This window comes from Rhodococcus sp. C1 (genome assembly GCF_020809065.1).
GTDB lineage: Bacteria > Actinomycetota > Actinomycetes > Mycobacteriales > Mycobacteriaceae > Rhodococcus_F > Rhodococcus_F qingshengii.
Genome location: NZ_CP078080.1, coordinates 3,424,315 through 3,440,465 on the forward strand (window position 1 = coordinate 3,424,315; position 16,151 = coordinate 3,440,465).

Consider the following 16,151-nt stretch of genomic DNA (forward strand, 5'->3'; position numbering starts at 1 on the left):
CTCTCGTTTGTCGATAAGTCTTTGTGAAGGTTCCGCGGACCGGATCGGTCAGCCTGCGACACCGAAGGGCAGCGTGAAACGCACGTCACCTTCGACGATGTCGCGCATGTCCGGGATACCGTTGCGGAACTGCAGGGTCCGCTCGAGGCCCATGCCGAATGCGAAACCCGAGTACTCGTCGGGATCGATACCGCTGGCGCGCAGAACGTTCGGGTTGACCATGCCGCAGCCGCCCCACTCGACCCAGCCTGCGCCGCCCTTCTTGTTCGCGAACCAGACGTCGACCTCGGCCGACGGTTCCGTGAACGGGAAGTAATTGGGGCGCATACGGGTACGCGTCTCGGGGCCGAAAAGGGCACGAGCGAACGCGTCGAGAGTCCCGCGCAGGTTGGCCATGGTCAGGCCCTTGTCGACGGCCAGGCCCTCGACCTGCGAGAAGACAGGCGTGTGCGTCGCATCGAGTTCGTCGGTGCGGAACGTGCGGCCCGGGCACACCACGTAGATCGGTACCTCACGCGAGAGCATCGTGCGGACCTGCACCGGCGAGGTGTGGGTACGCAGCACCTGGCGAGAGTTCTCGGGTGCCAGGTGGAAGGTGTCCTGCATCGTGCGGGCAGGGTGATCCGGCAAGAAGTTGAGCGCGTCGAAGTTGAAGTGCTCGGTCTCCACCTCCGGACCCTCGGCAACTTCCCAACCCATCGCGACGAATACGTCGGCGACCTGCTCGGAAATCAGGCTGATCGGGTGACGCGCCCCGACGGGGTGGCGATCGGAGGGCAGAGTGACATCGATTGCCTCGGCAACCAACACCGCGGCGTCACGCTCGGCGAGGAGGACCTCACGACGAGCGTCGTACGCGTTGTTGATCCGAGTGCGGAAGATGTTGACGCGCTTACCGGCGTCCGCCTTTTCCTTGCCCGGAAGGCTGCCGAGACCCCGGCGCGCGAGGGCGATCGGGGACTTGTCCCCCAGGTGCTCCACCTTGACGTGCGCCAGCGCATCCAGGTCAGCGGCGTCCGCCAGCGCCTTCTCGGCGTTCTCAGCCGCAGCGGTCAACGCCTCTTCGGTGAGTACACTCGCGTCGACCTCCGGCGGTGTCGCGCCCTCATTTTTGGCCACGGCTGTGACGCTCCTGTCGCTTCTCGGTTTACTTCTCGTACTGCGTGCTTCTCGTACTGCGTGCTTCTTGTACTGCTTACTTCTTGTACTGCGAGCGAGCTTTCGAACTCGCTCGAGCATTGTCTCTGCTCTTGTATTGTCTCAGGCTTCCGCAAATGGGATTCCGTGAGGTCTTCGCGTGCGTTTTCAGCCGTGATCGGTGGCGCGATTTTGCACCCGCGCGCTTGCGTACAGGCAAATTGCCGCCGCTGTCGCGAGGTTCAAGCTTTCGGCGCGGCCATGGATCGGAATCCTGACCCGATGATCAGCCTGCGCGGCGATCGCCGGATCGAGACCGTGCGCTTCGTTACCGAACAGCCAGGCCGTCGGCTTGCTCAGCAACTCGTCGGCCTCGTCGAGATCGACCTCGCCGTCAGCTGCAGTCGCGAGAATCTGAATGCCAGCTGCGCGAATCTGCTCGATCACCGACACTGTGTCTCGATCGCGGACGACTGGCAGGTGAAACAGGCTGCCCGCCGACGAACGAACGACCTTGCCGTTATGCGGATCGACGCTGTCGCCGGCGAGGATTGCCGCATCGGCACCCACTGCGTCGGCGATGCGAATGACGGTGCCCGCGTTACCTGGTTCGTTGACCTCGACCGGCACTGCGAGCAGGCGGGTCTCCTGATGGACGGCTGCGCTCAGCGGTACATCCAGTAGATCGCTGACGGCAACGAGTCCGGGCGGCGTGACGGTATCGCTGAGAGCTTTGATGGCTCGATCGGTCACAAGAGCAACACGAACTCCAGCGGTCAGCGCCCGATCGATGACGTGCTGATAGCGCTCGGCTGCGTCCTCGGTGTAGAAGAGGTCGTGCACCGGGCGGGCCTCGCCATTCGAGAGTGCACCGTTCAACAGTTCGGTGACCGAGTTCTCGCCCTCGACGAGGAAACGTCCTGCTTTGCGTCGTTCTGCTGTGCGCAGGAGCTTGACAGCAGAAACGACCCGCGGAGTCCGCTCGGTGAGCGGGTCCACGGGCCGTTGCTGTGATGCGTGAATCAGGCTGCTTCTCCGGCAGGAGCGTTCACGTCAGCCGGCAGAGCGGCCTTCGCGAGTACGACCAGGCCGGCAAAGGCCTCGGCATCGGAGACAGCGAGCTCGGCCAGGATCTTGCGGTCGACGTCGACCTCTGCCAGACGCAGGCCCTGGATGAGGCGGTTGTACGTGATGTCGTTTGCACGAGCTGCAGCGTTGATACGCGTGATCCACAGCTTGCGGAACTCGCCCTTGCGCGCACGACGGTCGCGGTACGCGTAGGTGAGCGAGTGGAGCTGCTGCTCCTTGGCCTTGGTGTACAGACGCGAACGCTGTCCACGGTAGCCGCTGGATGCAGCAAGAATTGAACGACGCTTCTTCTGGGCGTTGACCGCCCTCTTTACGCGTGCCACTTGAAAAATCCTGTCAATCTAGGGGCTGAAAGTACGGCCCCGGGTGGTCAGTAAGGGGGCGACTCAGATGCCGAGCATGCGCTTGATGCGCGGAGCGTCGTCAGGGCTGACAACAGCGACACCGTCGAGACGACGGGTAACCCTGCTGGACTTGTGCTCGAGAAGGTGGCGACGGCCGGCCTTCTGGCGCATGAGCTTTCCGCTGCCGGACACCTTGAATCGCTTCGAGGCGCCGCTGTGGCTCTTCATCTTGGGCATGGAGTCCTCAGTTCTTGTTACGTGGTGGATCTTGGGAAATCGACTAGCTGGCCGGAGCCTCGGGAGCGGCATCGCCGGTCGCCGGTGCTTCCGGAGCTGCTTCACTGGAAGCCGGTGCGGCCGGAGCCGGACGCGGAGCAGCCTGAGCCACTGGCGCCTGAGCGCTCTCCTGCGCCTTGACACGAGTCTTGGCGCCCTTGTGCGGTGCCAGGACCATCGTCATGTTTCGGCCGTCCTGCTTTGCCGAGGTTTCGACGAATCCGAGATCTGCGACGTCTGCTCCCAGACGCTGCAGAAGGCGGTAGCCGAGTTCGGGGCGTGACTGCTCACGTCCGCGGAACATGATCGTGACCTTGACCTTGGAACCGGCTTCGAGGAAGCGAACGACGTTGCGCTTCTTGGTCTCGTAGTCGTGGTCGTCGATCTTGGGTCGGAGCTTCTGCTCCTTGATGACCGTCAGCTGCTGGTTCTTACGTGACTCACGTGCCTTCTGTGCAGCCTCGTACTTGAACTTGCCGTAGTCCATGATCTTGCAGACCGGTGGACGGGCGTCAGGAGCTACCTCGACCAGGTCGAGGTCGGCCTCAAGGGCCAAGCGGAGTGCATCTTCAACACGCACGATGCCTACCTGTTCGCCGCCAGGTCCGACCAAACGAACCTCGGGAACGCGGATACGATCGTTGATGCGGGTCTCAGTGCTGATGGGGCCTCCTAGGTTGAACGGTGCGGTCTTCATGACCGCACGCAGCCCGTACCGCCCGCACCCCAACAAAAAAGCCCCGCTGTGATGATTGCTCATCCGCGGGGCCCGATGTCGACCGATCACATAGGATCCAGCTCACGCCGAAACCTATCTCCTCGACTGAGCGAGGAACCTGACGAAGAATGGTCTCCGATAACAGGTGACCGGAACCACTGAACTGCAGTTTCACCTGCCGTGCAGAGGTGGGAGTCGGACTCCACTTGCTGCCCCCGAACAAGTCGGAGGCGGTCGTTGCAACAAGAGTAACAGGTCGCCACAGATGAAAGAAATCGGTGCCGCTCCCAGTGCTGCCGGGAGAGGCCCGATTCAACACCGTCACGGCCTGATGGAATCCTTACATCCATGAGTGAGAACTTCGAGGCAGAACAGAACACCGACGGCGCGAACCCCGACGTCCGCGAACTCTCCGAAGTTCCCGCGGTCGAGGTCATCAGCCGCGCTGCAGTGATGCTGATGAGTTCGGCTGCCGAAAAACTCGGCCTCTCCGACGCCGATCCGTCTTCCAGCCCCTACCTGGACCTCGACGAAGCGCGTCGCGTCATCACGGCACTTGCCGGACTCGTGACTGCGTCGGTCGAATACCTCGGCCCTCATGCCGGACCCATCCGTGAAGGCCTCCAAGCCCTGCAGCGCGCATTCCGTGAGGCGTCCTCGCACCCGGACGAGCCAGGAAAGGGACCGGGCGAGAAGTTCACCGGTCCGGTCTACTGAGTTGGCAACCGCCAACAAGACTCAACCGACGCCCGAGGACGTCGACGCATTCATTTCACGCGTCGACGACCGCAAACGCGCCGACGCCGTGGAGCTGATCTCCCTGCTGTCGGCCGCAACCGGCGAGCCTGCTGTCATGTGGGGCTCGAGCATCATCGGATTCGGGGCACGGCACTACTGATATGCGAGTGGCCACGAAGGTTCCACCCCACTGATCGGGTTCTCCCCCAGGGCCACCGCGCTCACGTTGTACTTGTCGCTGAACTTCGACGACTACACCGACACGCTCGCTCGCCTCGGCAAGCACAAAATCGGCAAGGGCTGCCTGTACGTCAAACGGCTGAGCGACGTCGATATGACGGCCCTGACCGAACTGATCACGGATTCCGTTGCCGCAGCCCGCAACATGATCGACTGAGTCACACTCACCTACGGGGAGAAACAGGCCGAGCGTCTTCGGGCGGTTGCCCGAAGACGGTCGAATCGCGTGGTGTGAAGTGATCGTTCGTCAGCGTGGCCCGACGCATTCGATCAAGTCGAAACCACCGCACGGCGTCGCGCTCGCGACACCAGCCGATGAGAAACCACTGACCACGGTCCTGCGCCAGAATGTGCGGCTCAACTGCCCGCACCGTCTCCGCACCGTCCCCATCCACGTAGTGCAACGACACGACGCGACTCTGCTCGAGACCCTGCTCGACGGCCTGCCGGTTCGCGCGCGAATCCGTCAGAGCCCCGCCGTCACCGCGAATCCACACGCGGCCACCGAGCTCCGCGACCTTGCGACGACTCTCCTCGTCCATCACATCGAGCAGTTTCGCCAGCGCTGCTCGCCCATCCGGCGCAAACGGAGCATCACCCATCGCCGTCAAGGCCAACGCGATCGAAACTGCTTGCGGAACAGTGAAATTCACCGGCGGTAGCGTAGCGCGACCTACGAGTCGGTAACCACCCCCGGGGCCTGAGCGCGCTTCGATCGCCGCACCCGACATCATCAGCGTCTCGATATCCCTCTTGATCGTCCGGGTGGTGACACCGAATTCCTCGGACAATCGGGAGCACGTAGTCCCTCGATCGCCCTGTCGCCGAAGTTCCTCGACGAGAGCATGCAATCTCGCAGCTCGATTCACGTTCACCAGTGTCTCAGATTCCGATACCAAACGGTGACATAATTGGTGACACTCTGTTGTCACCAACCCGGGTGCACTGTGAGTACATGAAAACTCACATCGTTCTTGTTCCCGGATTCTGGCTCGGTTCATGGGCTTGGGATGCAGTACTCCCACACCTCGAACGTTCCGACACCCGCGTGACCAGCCTGACACTGCCCGGGCTCGACGCAGTAGACACAGATCGATCAGCGGTCACCTTCGACGCTCACGTCCGTGCAGTCGTCGACGCCGTATCGGACTCCGACGAGCGCACGGTCTTGGTCGTACACAGCGGCGCCGGCCCGGTGGGGTACGCCGTCACCGATCGCATCCCGGATCGCGTCGCTCGGATCGTCTACGTCGACTCGGGCCCCATGCCCGACGGCGCTGCGCTGCGACCGGATCTGGCTTCCGATGTCATCGAGATTCCGCTCCCCACGTGGGCAGAGCTCGAAGCGGACGGCAGCAGCCTCGAAGGACTCGACGAGAAAGCTCTGGAGACGTTCCGCGCCAACGCGGTACCCGAACCGGCTGGGCCCGCGCGTGAGCCGATTGTCCTGACGAACGAAAAGCGCTACCAGGTGCCGTCAACCGTCGTTTGCAGCACGTTCCCCTCCGCGGTGATCGCCCAGATGGCCGACGGAGGTCATCCGATGGCCGCCGAACTGGCGAAACTCCCCGTGACGTACGTCGACCTCCCGACCGGCCATTGGCCGATGTGGTCGCGCCCCGAAGAGGTCGCCAACGTAATTCTCGAGACCAGCACTTCCTGATCGACAAAGCAGTGATGCCGGGTCGATTCCGACCCGGCATCACTGACCGATTTCTACTTGCTCACGTTCTACTAGCTCACGGAAGCGGCTTTCTTCCGTGGCGCGGCCTTCTTTGCGGCAACTGCCTTCGTCGCACGCTTCTTGGTGATCGGCTTGGCCTTGACCGGCGCGTGCTGTGCGGTGAGAACCTCACTGAGGAACTTGCCCGTGTAGCTCTCGGGGACCGCGGCAACGTCTTCCGGCGTACCTTGCGCCACAACGGTTCCGCCGCCGGATCCACCCTCGGGTCCCATGTCGACGACCCAGTCCGACGTCTTGATCACGTCGAGATTGTGCTCGATCACGATCACGCTGTTGCCCTTGTCCACCAGACCGTTGATCACGATCAGGAGCTTGCGGATGTCCTCGAAATGCAGACCCGTGGTGGGCTCGTCGAGGATGTACACCGTGCGACCGGTGGACCGCTTCTGCAATTCGGCGGCGAGCTTGACGCGCTGCGCTTCACCACCGGACAGAGTCGGAGCCGGCTGACCCAGTCGGACATAGCCCAGGCCGACGTCGACCAGCGTCTTGAGGTACCGGTGAATTGAGGTGACCGGCTGGAAGAACTCGGCTGCTTCCTCGATAGGCATGTCGAGTACCTCGGCGATCGACTTGCCCTTGTAGTGGACCTCGAGCGTTTCGCGGTTGTACCGGGCGCCGTGGCACACCTCGCAGGGCACGTACACATCCGGCAGGAAGTTCATCTCGATCTTCAGCGTTCCGTCGCCGGAGCACGCCTCGCAGCGTCCGCCCTTGACGTTGAACGAGAATCGGCCGGGCTGGTAACCGCGGACTTTCGCTTCCGTGGTGGCCGCGAACAGGGTTCGGATCTTGTCGAACACGCCGGTGTACGTCGCCGCGTTCGATCGTGGGGTCCGGCCGATCGGAGACTGATCGACCTGCACGAGCTTGTCCAGCTGATCGAGACCGTTGATTCGTGTGTGACGCCCAGGTACCTGGCGTGCACCGTTGAGTTTGTTCGCCATAACGGTCGCGAGAATGTCGTTGACCAACGTCGACTTGCCCGAACCGGAGACACCGGTGACAGCGGTGAGAACACCCAGCGGGAAACTCACGTCGATGCCGTCGAGATTGTGCTCGCGAGCTCCGACGACCGTGACCTGGCGTTTGCGGTCCACCGGTCGACGAATGGCCGGAACCTCGATGAAGCTACGACCTGACAGGTAGGCGCCGGTCAGAGATTCTTCACACGTCAGCAGTTCTTCGTATGGCCCGCTGTGGACGACCTTGCCGCCGTGCTCGCCGGCGTACGGTCCGATGTCGACCACCCAGTCGGATGTACGGATCGTGTCTTCGTCGTGTTCGACGACGATCAGCGTGTTGCCGAGGTCGCGCAGGCGCGTCAGGGTTTCGATCAGTCGCCGGTTGTCACGCTGGTGCAGCCCGATGGACGGCTCGTCGAGCACGTACAACACACCGACGAGTCCGGATCCGATCTGCGTTGCCAAGCGAATTCGCTGGGCCTCGCCACCGGACAACGTGCCCGCGGCTCGCGAGAGGGAAAGGTATTCCAGGCCGACGTCGAGCAGGAAGCCGAGGCGCGCCTGAACTTCCTTGAGGACCTGACCCGCGATGGCCTCTTCACGCGAACCGAGAGTGAGGCTGTTCAGGAAATCCGCGCAATCGGAGATCGACAGTTCACAGACCTCGGCGATGGACTTACTGCCGAAGTCTCCCGCCGCGATAGTTACCGACAGGATTTCGGGGCGCAGGCGAGCACCACCACACGCCGGGCACGGGGTGTCGCGCATGTACCCGTCGTAGCGTTCCTTCATCTGATCGGATTCGGTCTGTTCGAGCCGGCGGTGCAAGAACGGCATCACACCTTCGAACTCCGCGTAGTAGGAACGGGTACGGCCGTACCGATTCTTGTACCGGACGTGAACCTGCTCCTCACTGCCTTCGAGGATTGCTTTGCGGGCCTTCGCCGGCAACTTGTTCCACGGCGTCTTCATGTCGAATCCGAGAATGTCGCCGAGGCCGGACAGCAACCGTCCGAAGTACTCGGAACTCTGGCCCATCGACCACGGCGCGATTGCACCCTCTTCGAGACTCAGGTCGGGATCGGGAACCACCAGATCCGGGTCGACCTCCTTGCGGATACCGAGGCCGGTGCATTCCGGGCAGGCGCCGTAGGGCGAGTTGAAGGAGAACGAGCGCGGTTCGAGATCGTCGATCGCGAGTGCGTGGCCATTCGGGCAGGCCAGCTTCTCGGAGAAACGACGCTCACGATCAGGTGCATTTTCTTCACGGTCGACGAAGTCGAGGACCACGATGCCTTCAGCCAAGCGAAGTGCGGTCTCGACCGAGTCGGTCAGGCGCTGCTTCGAACTCGCCTTGACCTGCAATCGGTCGACCACTACTTCGATGTCGTGCTTTTCCTGCTTCTTGAGCTTCGGCGGATCCGCCAGCGAATGGACGACACCGTCGACGCGCACTCGCGAGTAGCCCTGGGTATTGAGCTGATCGAAAAGGTCGACGAACTCGCCCTTACGAGTACGGACTACCGGTGCGAGGACCTGGAACTTGATGCCCTCTTCCATCTCGAGCACCTGGTCGACGATCTGCTGGGGCGTCTGACGTGCGATCTTCTCACCACACACCGGGCAGTGCGCCGAACCTGCGCGGGCATAGAGAAGTCGGAGGTAGTCGTAGACCTCGGTAATGGTGCCCACCGTCGAACGGGGGTTGCGGTTGGTCGACTTCTGGTCGATCGACACCGCAGGAGACAATCCCTCGATGAAGTCCACATCCGGCTTGTCCATCTGACCGAGGAACTGACGCGCGTATGCCGAGAGCGACTCGACGTAGCGGCGCTGACCTTCGGCGAAGATCGTGTCGAACGCGAGGCTGGACTTGCCGGAGCCGGACAACCCGGTGAAGACGATCAGGCTGTCTCGCGGGAGGTCGAGATCGACTCCTCGCAGATTGTGCTCACGCGCACCCCGCACGATCAGGCGATCCGCCACACCAATTCCCTTCATTGTCAATCGTCCGGGGCCGTCCCCCCGGAGAAGTCTCGAGTGGCCTCGCAAACGCGAGTCCTCGAGCGATCGTCATCGTAGGCCGAGCCACCGACACGTTTTTCTCACCAGGCGAGCCCATCGCTCTACCTGCCCCTATTCGAAGGTAGCCTGCGTTTCATGACGAATCAGCCCATCGTGATCGACGACTCCTACACCGGTCAGGTCTCCCCCGATTCTGCCCCTCAGCGGCGCACAGTCGAAGGCGCCGTCATCACGAAGATGTCGGTCGGCCCCATGGACAACAACACTTACCTCGTCGTCTGTTCCACGACCGGGAAATCTCTCCTGATCGACGCGGCCAACGAAGCCGAGAAGATCATCGCGCTCATCGCACAGGAAGCACCTGTTTTCGATTCCATCGTCACCACCCACCAGCACGGCGATCACTGGTTGGCCCTCGAAGACGTTCACGCCGCAACCAAGGTGCCGACCGCCGCGCACCCCCTCGACGCAGAGGTCCTTCCCGTCACCCCGGACGTGCTCCTCGAAGACGGCGACAAGATGACCGTTGGCAACTTGAGCCTCGACGTCATTCACCTGTCCGGCCACACGCCCGGCTCCATCGCGCTGGCTCTCACCGAACCGAGCGGACAGGTTCACCTCTTCACCGGCGACTCACTCTTCCCCGGCGGAGTAGGCAAGACCGCCGACCCCGAGAAGTTCACTTCTCTGCTCGACGACGTGGAAAACAAGCTGTTCGGAAGGTACGACGACGCGACCGTCGTCTACCCCGGGCATGGCAAGGACACGACGCTCGGCGCCGAGCGCCCGCACCTGGCGGAGTGGCGCGAACGCGGTTGGTGACGTTTCACCTGTTCCGTACTGGACCCGCTAACCGACTTGGCTGTCGACCTGTTCACCGTTGACTCGAAGTCGCGGAAGCCAGGTCGACAGAGTCCCTTCCGTGAAGTCGTCACGACTGAATATGTAGTAGTCGCCGTTCGGATAGACCGGGACACGCCACTCCGCAAGCTCCTTCGCAGCAGCATGTGCCTCCGTGTCGAAGGTGTAGCCCGGATGCTGCCAATCCAGAACGACGAAGTTGGGATCGTCGTTCCATTCGGTGACAAAACAGCGCAGCGCTTCGGCGTGGATCGCATCCACGCGAGCGGCCCACGCCCCTGGAGTCGCAGCTGGCGCCGCACCCGAATCGAAGACCGCGGACGGCGTCGGCTCAGCGATATCTTCGTGGCAACCACTCCATGGTGGTTGATCGGTGTGCATTGTGTGACACCTTCGAACACGCCGTATGCGGATACGCGGTAACGGATACTTCAGAACGGTGTGTCCGGATCAGTGGAGAAGTCATCGTCGCAGTACAGCGCGTTTCGGCGACCAGGAATCCGTCAACCGGGTCAGGCGTGCCGGGATCGCCGAACCGGACCAATTCCTTGTGAGATCGCTAGGGTGGAAAACGAACCTACATCGGGAGGCTTGAAACATGCTGGTACGTCGAATTGCTCGTCCACTGCTTTCCACGATCTTCATCGCCGGGGGAATCGATGCTTTGCGCAACCCTGCTCAGCGAGCAGCCAAAGCGTCACCGCTGATCGACAAATCCGTCGAGACGCTGCCAGGAGCAGTGACGCAGAAGGTGCCTGCTGATCCGGAAACACTCGTCAAGATCAACGCCGCCGTCCAGATCGGCGGCGGTGCGCTGCTGGCCACCGGCAAGGCGCCGCGGCTCGCGTCGTTGGTGCTCGCGGGGAGCCTGGTACCGACCACGCTTGCCGGTCACGACTTCTGGAACGAAACCGATCCGTCACTGCGAGCGATGCAGCGCACAAACTTCATCAAGAACGTCAGTTTGCTCGGCGGACTGATGATCGCCTCCGTCGACACCGAGGGCAAGCCGTCGCTCGGCTGGCGCGGCCGTCGCGCCGCGAAGAAGGCCCAGGCGTCTATCGCCGCAGCACTTCCTTTGGTCGCATCGCAGACCGATCACACGAGCGATCGCGTCGAGCATGCTCTGTCGGTGGCGTCCGAACGCGGTTCCGAGCTTGCCGAAACCGCGAAGGCACACGGCACGGATTGGCTCGAACTTGCGAAGGAGCGCAGCTCCGAGTTCGCGGAGATCGCGAGCAAGCGAGCCGCGGAATTCGGAGAGGTCGCCAAGGAACGCGGCCCGGACATCCTCGAAGTCGCGCAGAAGCGCGGCTCCGAACTGGCCGAGACCGCACGCGAGCGCAGCGCCGAACTGGCAGAGCTGGCGAGCAAGCGCAGCTCGGAGTTCGCCGAACTCGCCCTCGAGAAGAGCAACGAGTGGGCCGAAACGGCGTCGGAGCAGACCGAGGTGCTGGGTAAGCGTGCTCGCAAGCGCGCAGAGAAGGCGCTCGAAAAGGCTCGCGCCAAGAAGGACGAATTGACGCACTGAGTGCACCGAAAGACACGGTCAGGCCACCTTCGGGTGGCCTGACCTGTATCTATGCGGCAGTTCATCTGGGGGAACTAGACTGTCTTGGCGCTTTTGCAGCGCGTGAATTTCTCATCAAGCCTAGGAGATCCTTTGCCCGACGCGGACCCGTCACTGAACGAGCAAGAGCTCGAGCAGCAGTACGTGACGATGTTGTACTCCCGTCTCGACGATCTTCGAAAGTATGCCCAAACTCGCTTGAGCACGGTCCTCCTCGAGACCGGCGGAACCCCGCAAGCACGCAGCGAACGCGAATCCTTCAACGCCATGTACACCGAGGATCTCGCCAAGTACGACGCAGCCGAGAACGGAATGTGTTTCGGACGCATCGACTTCGACGACGAGCGACGCTACGTCGGCCGACTGGGAATCCTGGACACCGACAACGACTACGAAACGCTGCTCCTCGACTGGCGAGCTCCGATGGCACGCCCGTTCTATCTGGCGACGCCCGCGGCACCCGAGGGCGTGAAGCGGCGACGCCATATTCGCAGTCGGAGCCGCACAGTCACCGGCATCAACGACGAATACCTGGACCTCGACGCGGCCCGCGCCGCAGGCGTGGTGACCGAAGCCGGCGGCGTCGCCGGTGAGAGCGCTCTCCTGGACGCTCTGAACGCAGCGCGTACGGGTCAGATGAACGACATCGTCGAGACCATTCAGAGTGAGCAGGATGCCATCATCCGCTCCGAGCACAAGAGCGTTTTGGTCGTCCAGGGCGGTCCGGGTACCGGCAAAACCGCAGTCGCCCTTCACCGTGCCGCCTTCTTGCTCTACACCTACCGCCAGCAACTGGCCAAGGCCGGTGTTCTCATCATCGGGCCGAACGCGACGTTCCTCGACTACATCAGCCAGGTCCTTCCTTCACTCGGTGAGACCGGAGTTCTACTCTCGACGATCGGGGACCTGTACCCCGGAGTGCGTGCGACTCGTACGGATTCCCTCGCCGCCGGTGAGATCAAGGGTTCCCTCGCGATCCTCGACGTGCTCAAGAACGCCGTCCGGGATCGGCAGGAAGTTCCGTCGAAGCCGATTACCCTTCGATTCGACACGTACGACTTGAAGCTGGATCGAAAGACTGTCACGAAGGCGCGCGGGCGTGCTCGGTCGTCGCGTCGCCCACACAACCTGGCGCGCCCGATCTTCGTGGCAGCAGTCATCGAGGCGTTGGCACTGCAGATGGCCGAACTCATCGGCGGAAACCTCGTCGACGGTGGGTCACTCCTCAGTCGGGACGACATCGCCGACATTCGCGACGAGATGCGTGAGGACCCGGACATCATGTCCGCCATCGGAAAGCTGTGGCCCGAATTGTCGCCGCAGCAAATCCTCGCGGAACTGTGGACGTCGCCGGCGAGGTTGGCCAAGGCAGCGCCGCAACTCGACGACGCCCAACGCGACGAGCTTCTGCAGAGCGTCGGACCGGGTTTCAGTGCGGCCGATGCTCCCCTGCTCGACGAACTGGCCGAGATTCTCGGCGTCGACGACGCCGCCGAACGCGAACGCGCACAACGTGAATGGCGCGCGCAGATCGCCGACGCCCAGGGCGCCCTCGACATCCTCACCGGGTCTGCACCACAGGATCTCGAAGACGAGATGGATCCCGAGATCTTGATGGCGTACGACTTGATCGACGCCAGCCAACTCGCCCAACGCCACGATCAGGGCCAGCGCCAGACCACGGCAGAACGCGCTGCCGGCGACCGAACCTGGACCTACGGTCACGTGATCGTCGACGAAGCCCAAGAGCTCTCCGAAATGGCGTGGCGAATGCTGATGCGGCGCATACCGAATCGCTGGATGACGTTGGTCGGCGATACAGCTCAGACCGGTGATCCCGCGGGAACTTCGTCCTGGCAGAAGATTCTCGAGCCTTACGTCGCCAAGCGCTGGAAGCTCACCGAACTGACCGTCAACTACCGAACTCCCTCGGAGATCATGGATGTCGCGCACCGTGTGCTCGAAGAGATCGACCCGGAGCAATCCGTGCCCCGGTCGGTACGCGACAGCGGATTCGCGCCGTGGGCGCTCAAGACCACGGCCGAAGAATTGGAATCGACCGTGCGCCGTTGCATCGAGTCCGAGTCGCATCCCGGTATCACCGCAGTGATCGCCGGTTCCGAGGTTGTTGCCGATCTGGCGGGCCTAGCGAGTGACACCGTAAGCGTCCTGTCCGTCAAGGACGTCAAGGGACTCGAGTTCGACACCGTGTTGATCGTCGAACCTGCCGACATTCTCGACGAGTCACCACGCGGAATGAACGACCTCTACGTCGCATTGACCCGCGCTACCCAGAGGCTCGGCATCATTCACGTCGAGTCGCTCCCCGCGGTTCTCGACGGCGTCGAAGCAGCAGAGTTGGCCTTCGATTCGTGAGCATCACGGAGTAGGTTCGTGCGTGACACCACGAATGGTGGTGTCACTCCAATTTGTGTCGACGACTGAAGGAATGACCCCTCGTGCTTGGCCTGCCCGCAAGTTCCGCCGCACCCATCCGCAAGATCGCTCGCGTGGTGATCGGCGTCGGGATGCTTGCGGCGGTGACAGCCGGTTGCTCAGAGGATGATTCGAGTTCGACGGCTGCTGCAGGCAGCGACGACATCGCTGCTGTTGCTGCCGCACCGACCGAAAAACCGGTAGACGTGGCAGAAAGGCTGCGGGCGGCGCTCGCGTCTACCGGGGTCACGCCCGCCTTTTCCGACGACATGTTGCAGGCGCTCGGTGACGGCGTCTGCCAGCAGCTCGCGGCCGGAACGGATCGAGCGATGATCATCGCGAATCTGCGGGCGGTATCGCTGAACGGAGCAAGCGAACCAATGGTCACCTCCGGAAACGGCTCGGCCGCATCGACAACACCCCCCAGCGCCGATCAGCTGGCTGAAGTGTTCGTCGATGCGGCCGAGGCCGAGTACTGCCGGTAGTTCAGCGAACGGTGTGCACGATCAGGACATCGGACGTCGCCTTGCGAGCGGCATCGGAAGGCACCGATCCGAGTAGACGCCCGGTCAACGTGTTCAATCCGCGATTTCCGACGACCAGCAAGTCGCCCTTCACCTCGTCGAGCAAAGCGAGAAGCGATTCGACGGGAGCGCCGACGACGGCGCGCTCGACAACATCCTTTGCCCCCTGGGCATGTGCGCGCTCACGAGCGGTGCGAAGGATCTCGTAGGTCGGAGCGGAACCGGTGACCTGGTAGGCCTCGTTACCCAACGCATCAGCGGCAGCGCTCACGTCCTTGGGATCAGCCGGGTAGTACGCACACGCGATGACGAGCTGAGCGTCCGAGCCACTGGCAATGGCGGCAGCTCTGTCGACTGCCTTCAGTGACGACTCGGAGCCATCGGTTCCTACGACAACGGTCCGGTAGGCACTCATTCATTCCTCCATGGTTACGGGACGGACGGTACGGCCGGCACCGGGCGCAACGCTGTTGCGCCCGCTCGACAACCGCTGCGCTGACATTAGCGGGATTGTGCCGCGGATAGTGTTATTTGCAGTACACGCCACAAGCCCACAGTGAATGTGATTCTTCGTCACAGACACATTTGTTCGGTGGTGACCACTCAGCGAAGTTTGCCAAAGCGGGGCCCGAACAGCGCCGCCGGAAATACTTCCTGCTCGACCAGGGCGGTACGCCACGGCGTCGCCAATTCCAGCAACCGCTTGGCACCCTCCTCACCCAGCGCATCCCACGGAGCCAAAGCGAGGTCGTCCGTCAGGTCTTCGACGACGTCACGCAAGTCCTGCCCGTCCTCGGTCAGCGCACCGGACGAACGATCCAGCAGTTCGCGGTCCTTCAAACTCTCGACGGCCTCGTCCCACTGTTCCTGCGACCATCCACGGCGAGTCTGCGCGAATTTGCGCTGAAACCCGATTCCCGTCGCGGTGTGCGTGATCAACGCGTCCAGGCCGTTCAATCCCGCGGTCTGAAGGGCCGCAATGTGGCCGTCACCGCGATACTCACGCAGCAGTGTCAGCGCGTGCCAGAAACGCAGGTGCGGCTCGGCCGGCCAGTCGAGCGACGCCCAACCCGCGTACAGAGGGCGGCCGTCCACTCCAGGAATGTTCTGGGCAGCGATCGACACGAGTTCGGCGGCCTCGGCCATGTCCGCCGATCCTGTCACGTCTGCACCGAACAGGCGGACGTACGCCGCGTCGATTGCCCGATACCGCGCGGCGACAACCTCTGTGGGCCTTGCCAATTCCCAGGCACGTGGGATGACACTGGCGATCAATTCAGGATTGAAGTTGAAGAAGGTGGCCGTGACGACAGTCGCGGGTGGAGCGCCGAGCGGAGCTGATCGCCCGGCAAAGTACACCATTCGGCCAGGCTCCAACCCGACGCCGACAAGTTCCTTCTCCGTCTCCGGGACGAAGTACGCCAAGGAATGGAGAAGTTCGAGAGTCCGCGCGGTCTTGCCTGCAGTCTGTGCATCCATACCTG

Annotated in this window: 18 protein-coding genes; 8 read left to right on the forward strand and 10 right to left on the reverse strand. The window is 62.7% G+C overall.

Annotated features, from left to right (window positions below):
* Positions 1-48: 48 nt before the first annotated feature.
* The 5 genes from pheS to infC form a co-directional block, all read right to left on the reverse strand.
* A complete protein-coding gene (pheS, locus tag KTR60_RS15700; protein WP_003944109.1) occupies positions 49-1,119 on the reverse strand; it encodes a phenylalanine--tRNA ligase subunit alpha in 1,071 nt (356 codons plus the stop codon).
* A 186-nt stretch (positions 1,120-1,305) separates the two neighbouring features.
* On the reverse strand, positions 1,306-2,136 hold the full coding sequence (locus KTR60_RS15705; protein WP_007736261.1) for a TrmH family RNA methyltransferase: 831 nt from the start codon (positions 2,134-2,136) through the stop codon (positions 1,306-1,308).
* Positions 2,137-2,159: 23 nt separating this feature from the next.
* A complete protein-coding gene (gene rplT, locus KTR60_RS15710; RefSeq protein WP_228401014.1) occupies positions 2,160-2,549 on the reverse strand; it encodes a 50S ribosomal protein L20 in 390 nt (129 codons plus the stop codon).
* A gap of 63 nt (positions 2,550-2,612) precedes the next feature.
* Complete coding sequence (gene rpmI / locus KTR60_RS15715) at positions 2,613-2,807, reverse strand: 50S ribosomal protein L35 (RefSeq protein ID WP_003944043.1); 195 nt, start codon at positions 2,805-2,807, stop codon at positions 2,613-2,615.
* 43 nt (positions 2,808-2,850) lie between these two features.
* Positions 2,851-3,543, reverse strand: coding sequence for a translation initiation factor IF-3 (infC, locus tag KTR60_RS15720; RefSeq protein ID WP_003944008.1), 693 nt, complete (start codon positions 3,541-3,543; stop codon positions 2,851-2,853).
* Positions 3,544-3,912: 369 nt separating this feature from the next.
* Between infC and KTR60_RS15725 the strand changes: the two genes are divergently transcribed.
* The 3 genes from KTR60_RS15725 (at position 3,913) to KTR60_RS15735 (ending at position 4,699) form a co-directional block, all read left to right on the forward strand.
* Positions 3,913-4,281, forward strand: a complete 369-nt coding sequence (locus tag KTR60_RS15725; RefSeq protein WP_007736262.1) for a DUF1844 domain-containing protein — start codon at positions 3,913-3,915, stop codon at positions 4,279-4,281.
* Between the two features lies 1 nt (position 4,282).
* A complete protein-coding gene (locus KTR60_RS15730; protein WP_228401015.1) occupies positions 4,283-4,462 on the forward strand; it encodes a hypothetical protein in 180 nt (59 codons plus the stop codon).
* A gap of 66 nt (positions 4,463-4,528) precedes the next feature.
* Complete coding sequence (locus tag KTR60_RS15735) at positions 4,529-4,699, forward strand: DUF1801 domain-containing protein (protein ID WP_225320037.1); 171 nt, start codon at positions 4,529-4,531, stop codon at positions 4,697-4,699.
* Positions 4,700-4,706: 7 nt separating this feature from the next.
* On the opposite strand, the gene KTR60_RS15740 is transcribed toward KTR60_RS15735, so the two are convergent.
* On the reverse strand, positions 4,707-5,417 hold the full coding sequence (locus KTR60_RS15740; protein ID WP_054827277.1) for a helix-turn-helix transcriptional regulator: 711 nt from the start codon (positions 5,415-5,417) through the stop codon (positions 4,707-4,709).
* A gap of 80 nt (positions 5,418-5,497) precedes the next feature.
* On the opposite strand from KTR60_RS15740, the gene KTR60_RS15745 reads away from it, so the two are divergent.
* A complete protein-coding gene (locus tag KTR60_RS15745) occupies positions 5,498-6,205 on the forward strand; it encodes an alpha/beta fold hydrolase (protein ID WP_030536734.1) in 708 nt (235 codons plus the stop codon).
* Between the two features lie 71 nt (positions 6,206-6,276).
* Here KTR60_RS15745 and uvrA read toward each other — a convergent pair whose 3' ends face one another.
* Positions 6,277-9,237 carry an excinuclease ABC subunit UvrA gene (gene uvrA, locus KTR60_RS15750; RefSeq protein ID WP_228402282.1) on the reverse strand — a complete coding sequence of 987 codons (2,961 nt, stop codon included), beginning with the start codon at positions 9,235-9,237 and terminating at the stop codon, positions 6,277-6,279.
* A 174-nt stretch (positions 9,238-9,411) separates the two neighbouring features.
* On the opposite strand from uvrA, the gene KTR60_RS15755 reads away from it, so the two are divergent.
* A complete protein-coding gene (locus KTR60_RS15755; RefSeq protein ID WP_161121467.1) occupies positions 9,412-10,098 on the forward strand; it encodes an MBL fold metallo-hydrolase in 687 nt (228 codons plus the stop codon).
* Between the two features lie 27 nt (positions 10,099-10,125).
* Here the strand turns inward: KTR60_RS15755 and KTR60_RS15760 are convergent, their stop codons facing one another.
* A complete protein-coding gene (locus KTR60_RS15760; RefSeq protein WP_228401016.1) occupies positions 10,126-10,518 on the reverse strand; it encodes a DUF2716 domain-containing protein in 393 nt (130 codons plus the stop codon).
* A 217-nt stretch (positions 10,519-10,735) separates the two neighbouring features.
* Here KTR60_RS15760 and KTR60_RS15765 point away from each other — a divergent pair, with 217 nt between their 5' ends.
* The 3 genes from KTR60_RS15765 (at position 10,736) to KTR60_RS15775 (ending at position 14,628) form a co-directional block, all read left to right on the forward strand.
* Positions 10,736-11,668 carry a DoxX family protein gene (locus KTR60_RS15765; protein WP_003944048.1) on the forward strand — a complete coding sequence of 311 codons (933 nt, stop codon included), beginning with the start codon at positions 10,736-10,738 and terminating at the stop codon, positions 11,666-11,668.
* Positions 11,669-11,800: 132 nt separating this feature from the next.
* Positions 11,801-14,083, forward strand: a complete 2,283-nt coding sequence (locus tag KTR60_RS15770) for a HelD family protein (protein ID WP_054187411.1) — start codon at positions 11,801-11,803, stop codon at positions 14,081-14,083.
* A gap of 83 nt (positions 14,084-14,166) precedes the next feature.
* Positions 14,167-14,628: a DUF732 domain-containing protein gene (locus KTR60_RS15775; RefSeq protein WP_073513273.1), complete on the forward strand. Its 462-nt coding sequence runs from the start codon at positions 14,167-14,169 to the stop codon at positions 14,626-14,628.
* A 1-nt stretch (position 14,629) separates the two neighbouring features.
* Here KTR60_RS15775 and KTR60_RS15780 read toward each other — a convergent pair whose 3' ends face one another.
* Positions 14,630-15,082, reverse strand: coding sequence for a universal stress protein (locus KTR60_RS15780; protein WP_003944055.1), 453 nt, complete (start codon positions 15,080-15,082; stop codon positions 14,630-14,632).
* A 188-nt stretch (positions 15,083-15,270) separates the two neighbouring features.
* Positions 15,271-16,146 (reverse strand): SCO6745 family protein, encoded by an 876-nt coding sequence (locus KTR60_RS15785; protein ID WP_007728746.1) that lies wholly within the window; start codon positions 16,144-16,146, stop codon positions 15,271-15,273.
* Positions 16,147-16,151 lie beyond the last annotated feature (5 nt).

What these genes read in the sequence shown, in the direction of transcription:
- KTR60_RS15765 (WP_003944048.1), top strand. Translation starts at nt 10,736, where the DNA reads ATGCTGGTACGTCGAATTGCTCGTCCACTGCTTTCCACGATCTTCATC.
- infC (WP_003944008.1), bottom strand. Translation starts at nt 3,543, where the DNA reads ATGAAGACCGCACCGTTCAACCTAGGAGGCCCCATCAGCACTGAGACC.
- rpmI (WP_003944043.1), bottom strand. Translation starts at nt 2,807, where the DNA reads ATGCCCAAGATGAAGAGCCACAGCGGCGCCTCGAAGCGATTCAAGGTG.
- KTR60_RS15785 (WP_007728746.1), bottom strand. Translation starts at nt 16,146, where the DNA reads ATGGATGCACAGACTGCAGGCAAGACCGCGCGGACTCTCGAACTTCTC.
- KTR60_RS15725 (WP_007736262.1), top strand. Translation starts at nt 3,913, where the DNA reads ATGAGTGAGAACTTCGAGGCAGAACAGAACACCGACGGCGCGAACCCC.
- KTR60_RS15745 (WP_030536734.1), top strand. Translation starts at nt 5,498, where the DNA reads ATGAAAACTCACATCGTTCTTGTTCCCGGATTCTGGCTCGGTTCATGG.
- KTR60_RS15780 (WP_003944055.1), bottom strand. Translation starts at nt 15,082, where the DNA reads ATGAGTGCCTACCGGACCGTTGTCGTAGGAACCGATGGCTCCGAGTCG.
- KTR60_RS15760 (WP_228401016.1), bottom strand. Translation starts at nt 10,518, where the DNA reads ATGCACACCGATCAACCACCATGGAGTGGTTGCCACGAAGATATCGCT.
- KTR60_RS15755 (WP_161121467.1), top strand. Translation starts at nt 9,412, where the DNA reads ATGACGAATCAGCCCATCGTGATCGACGACTCCTACACCGGTCAGGTC.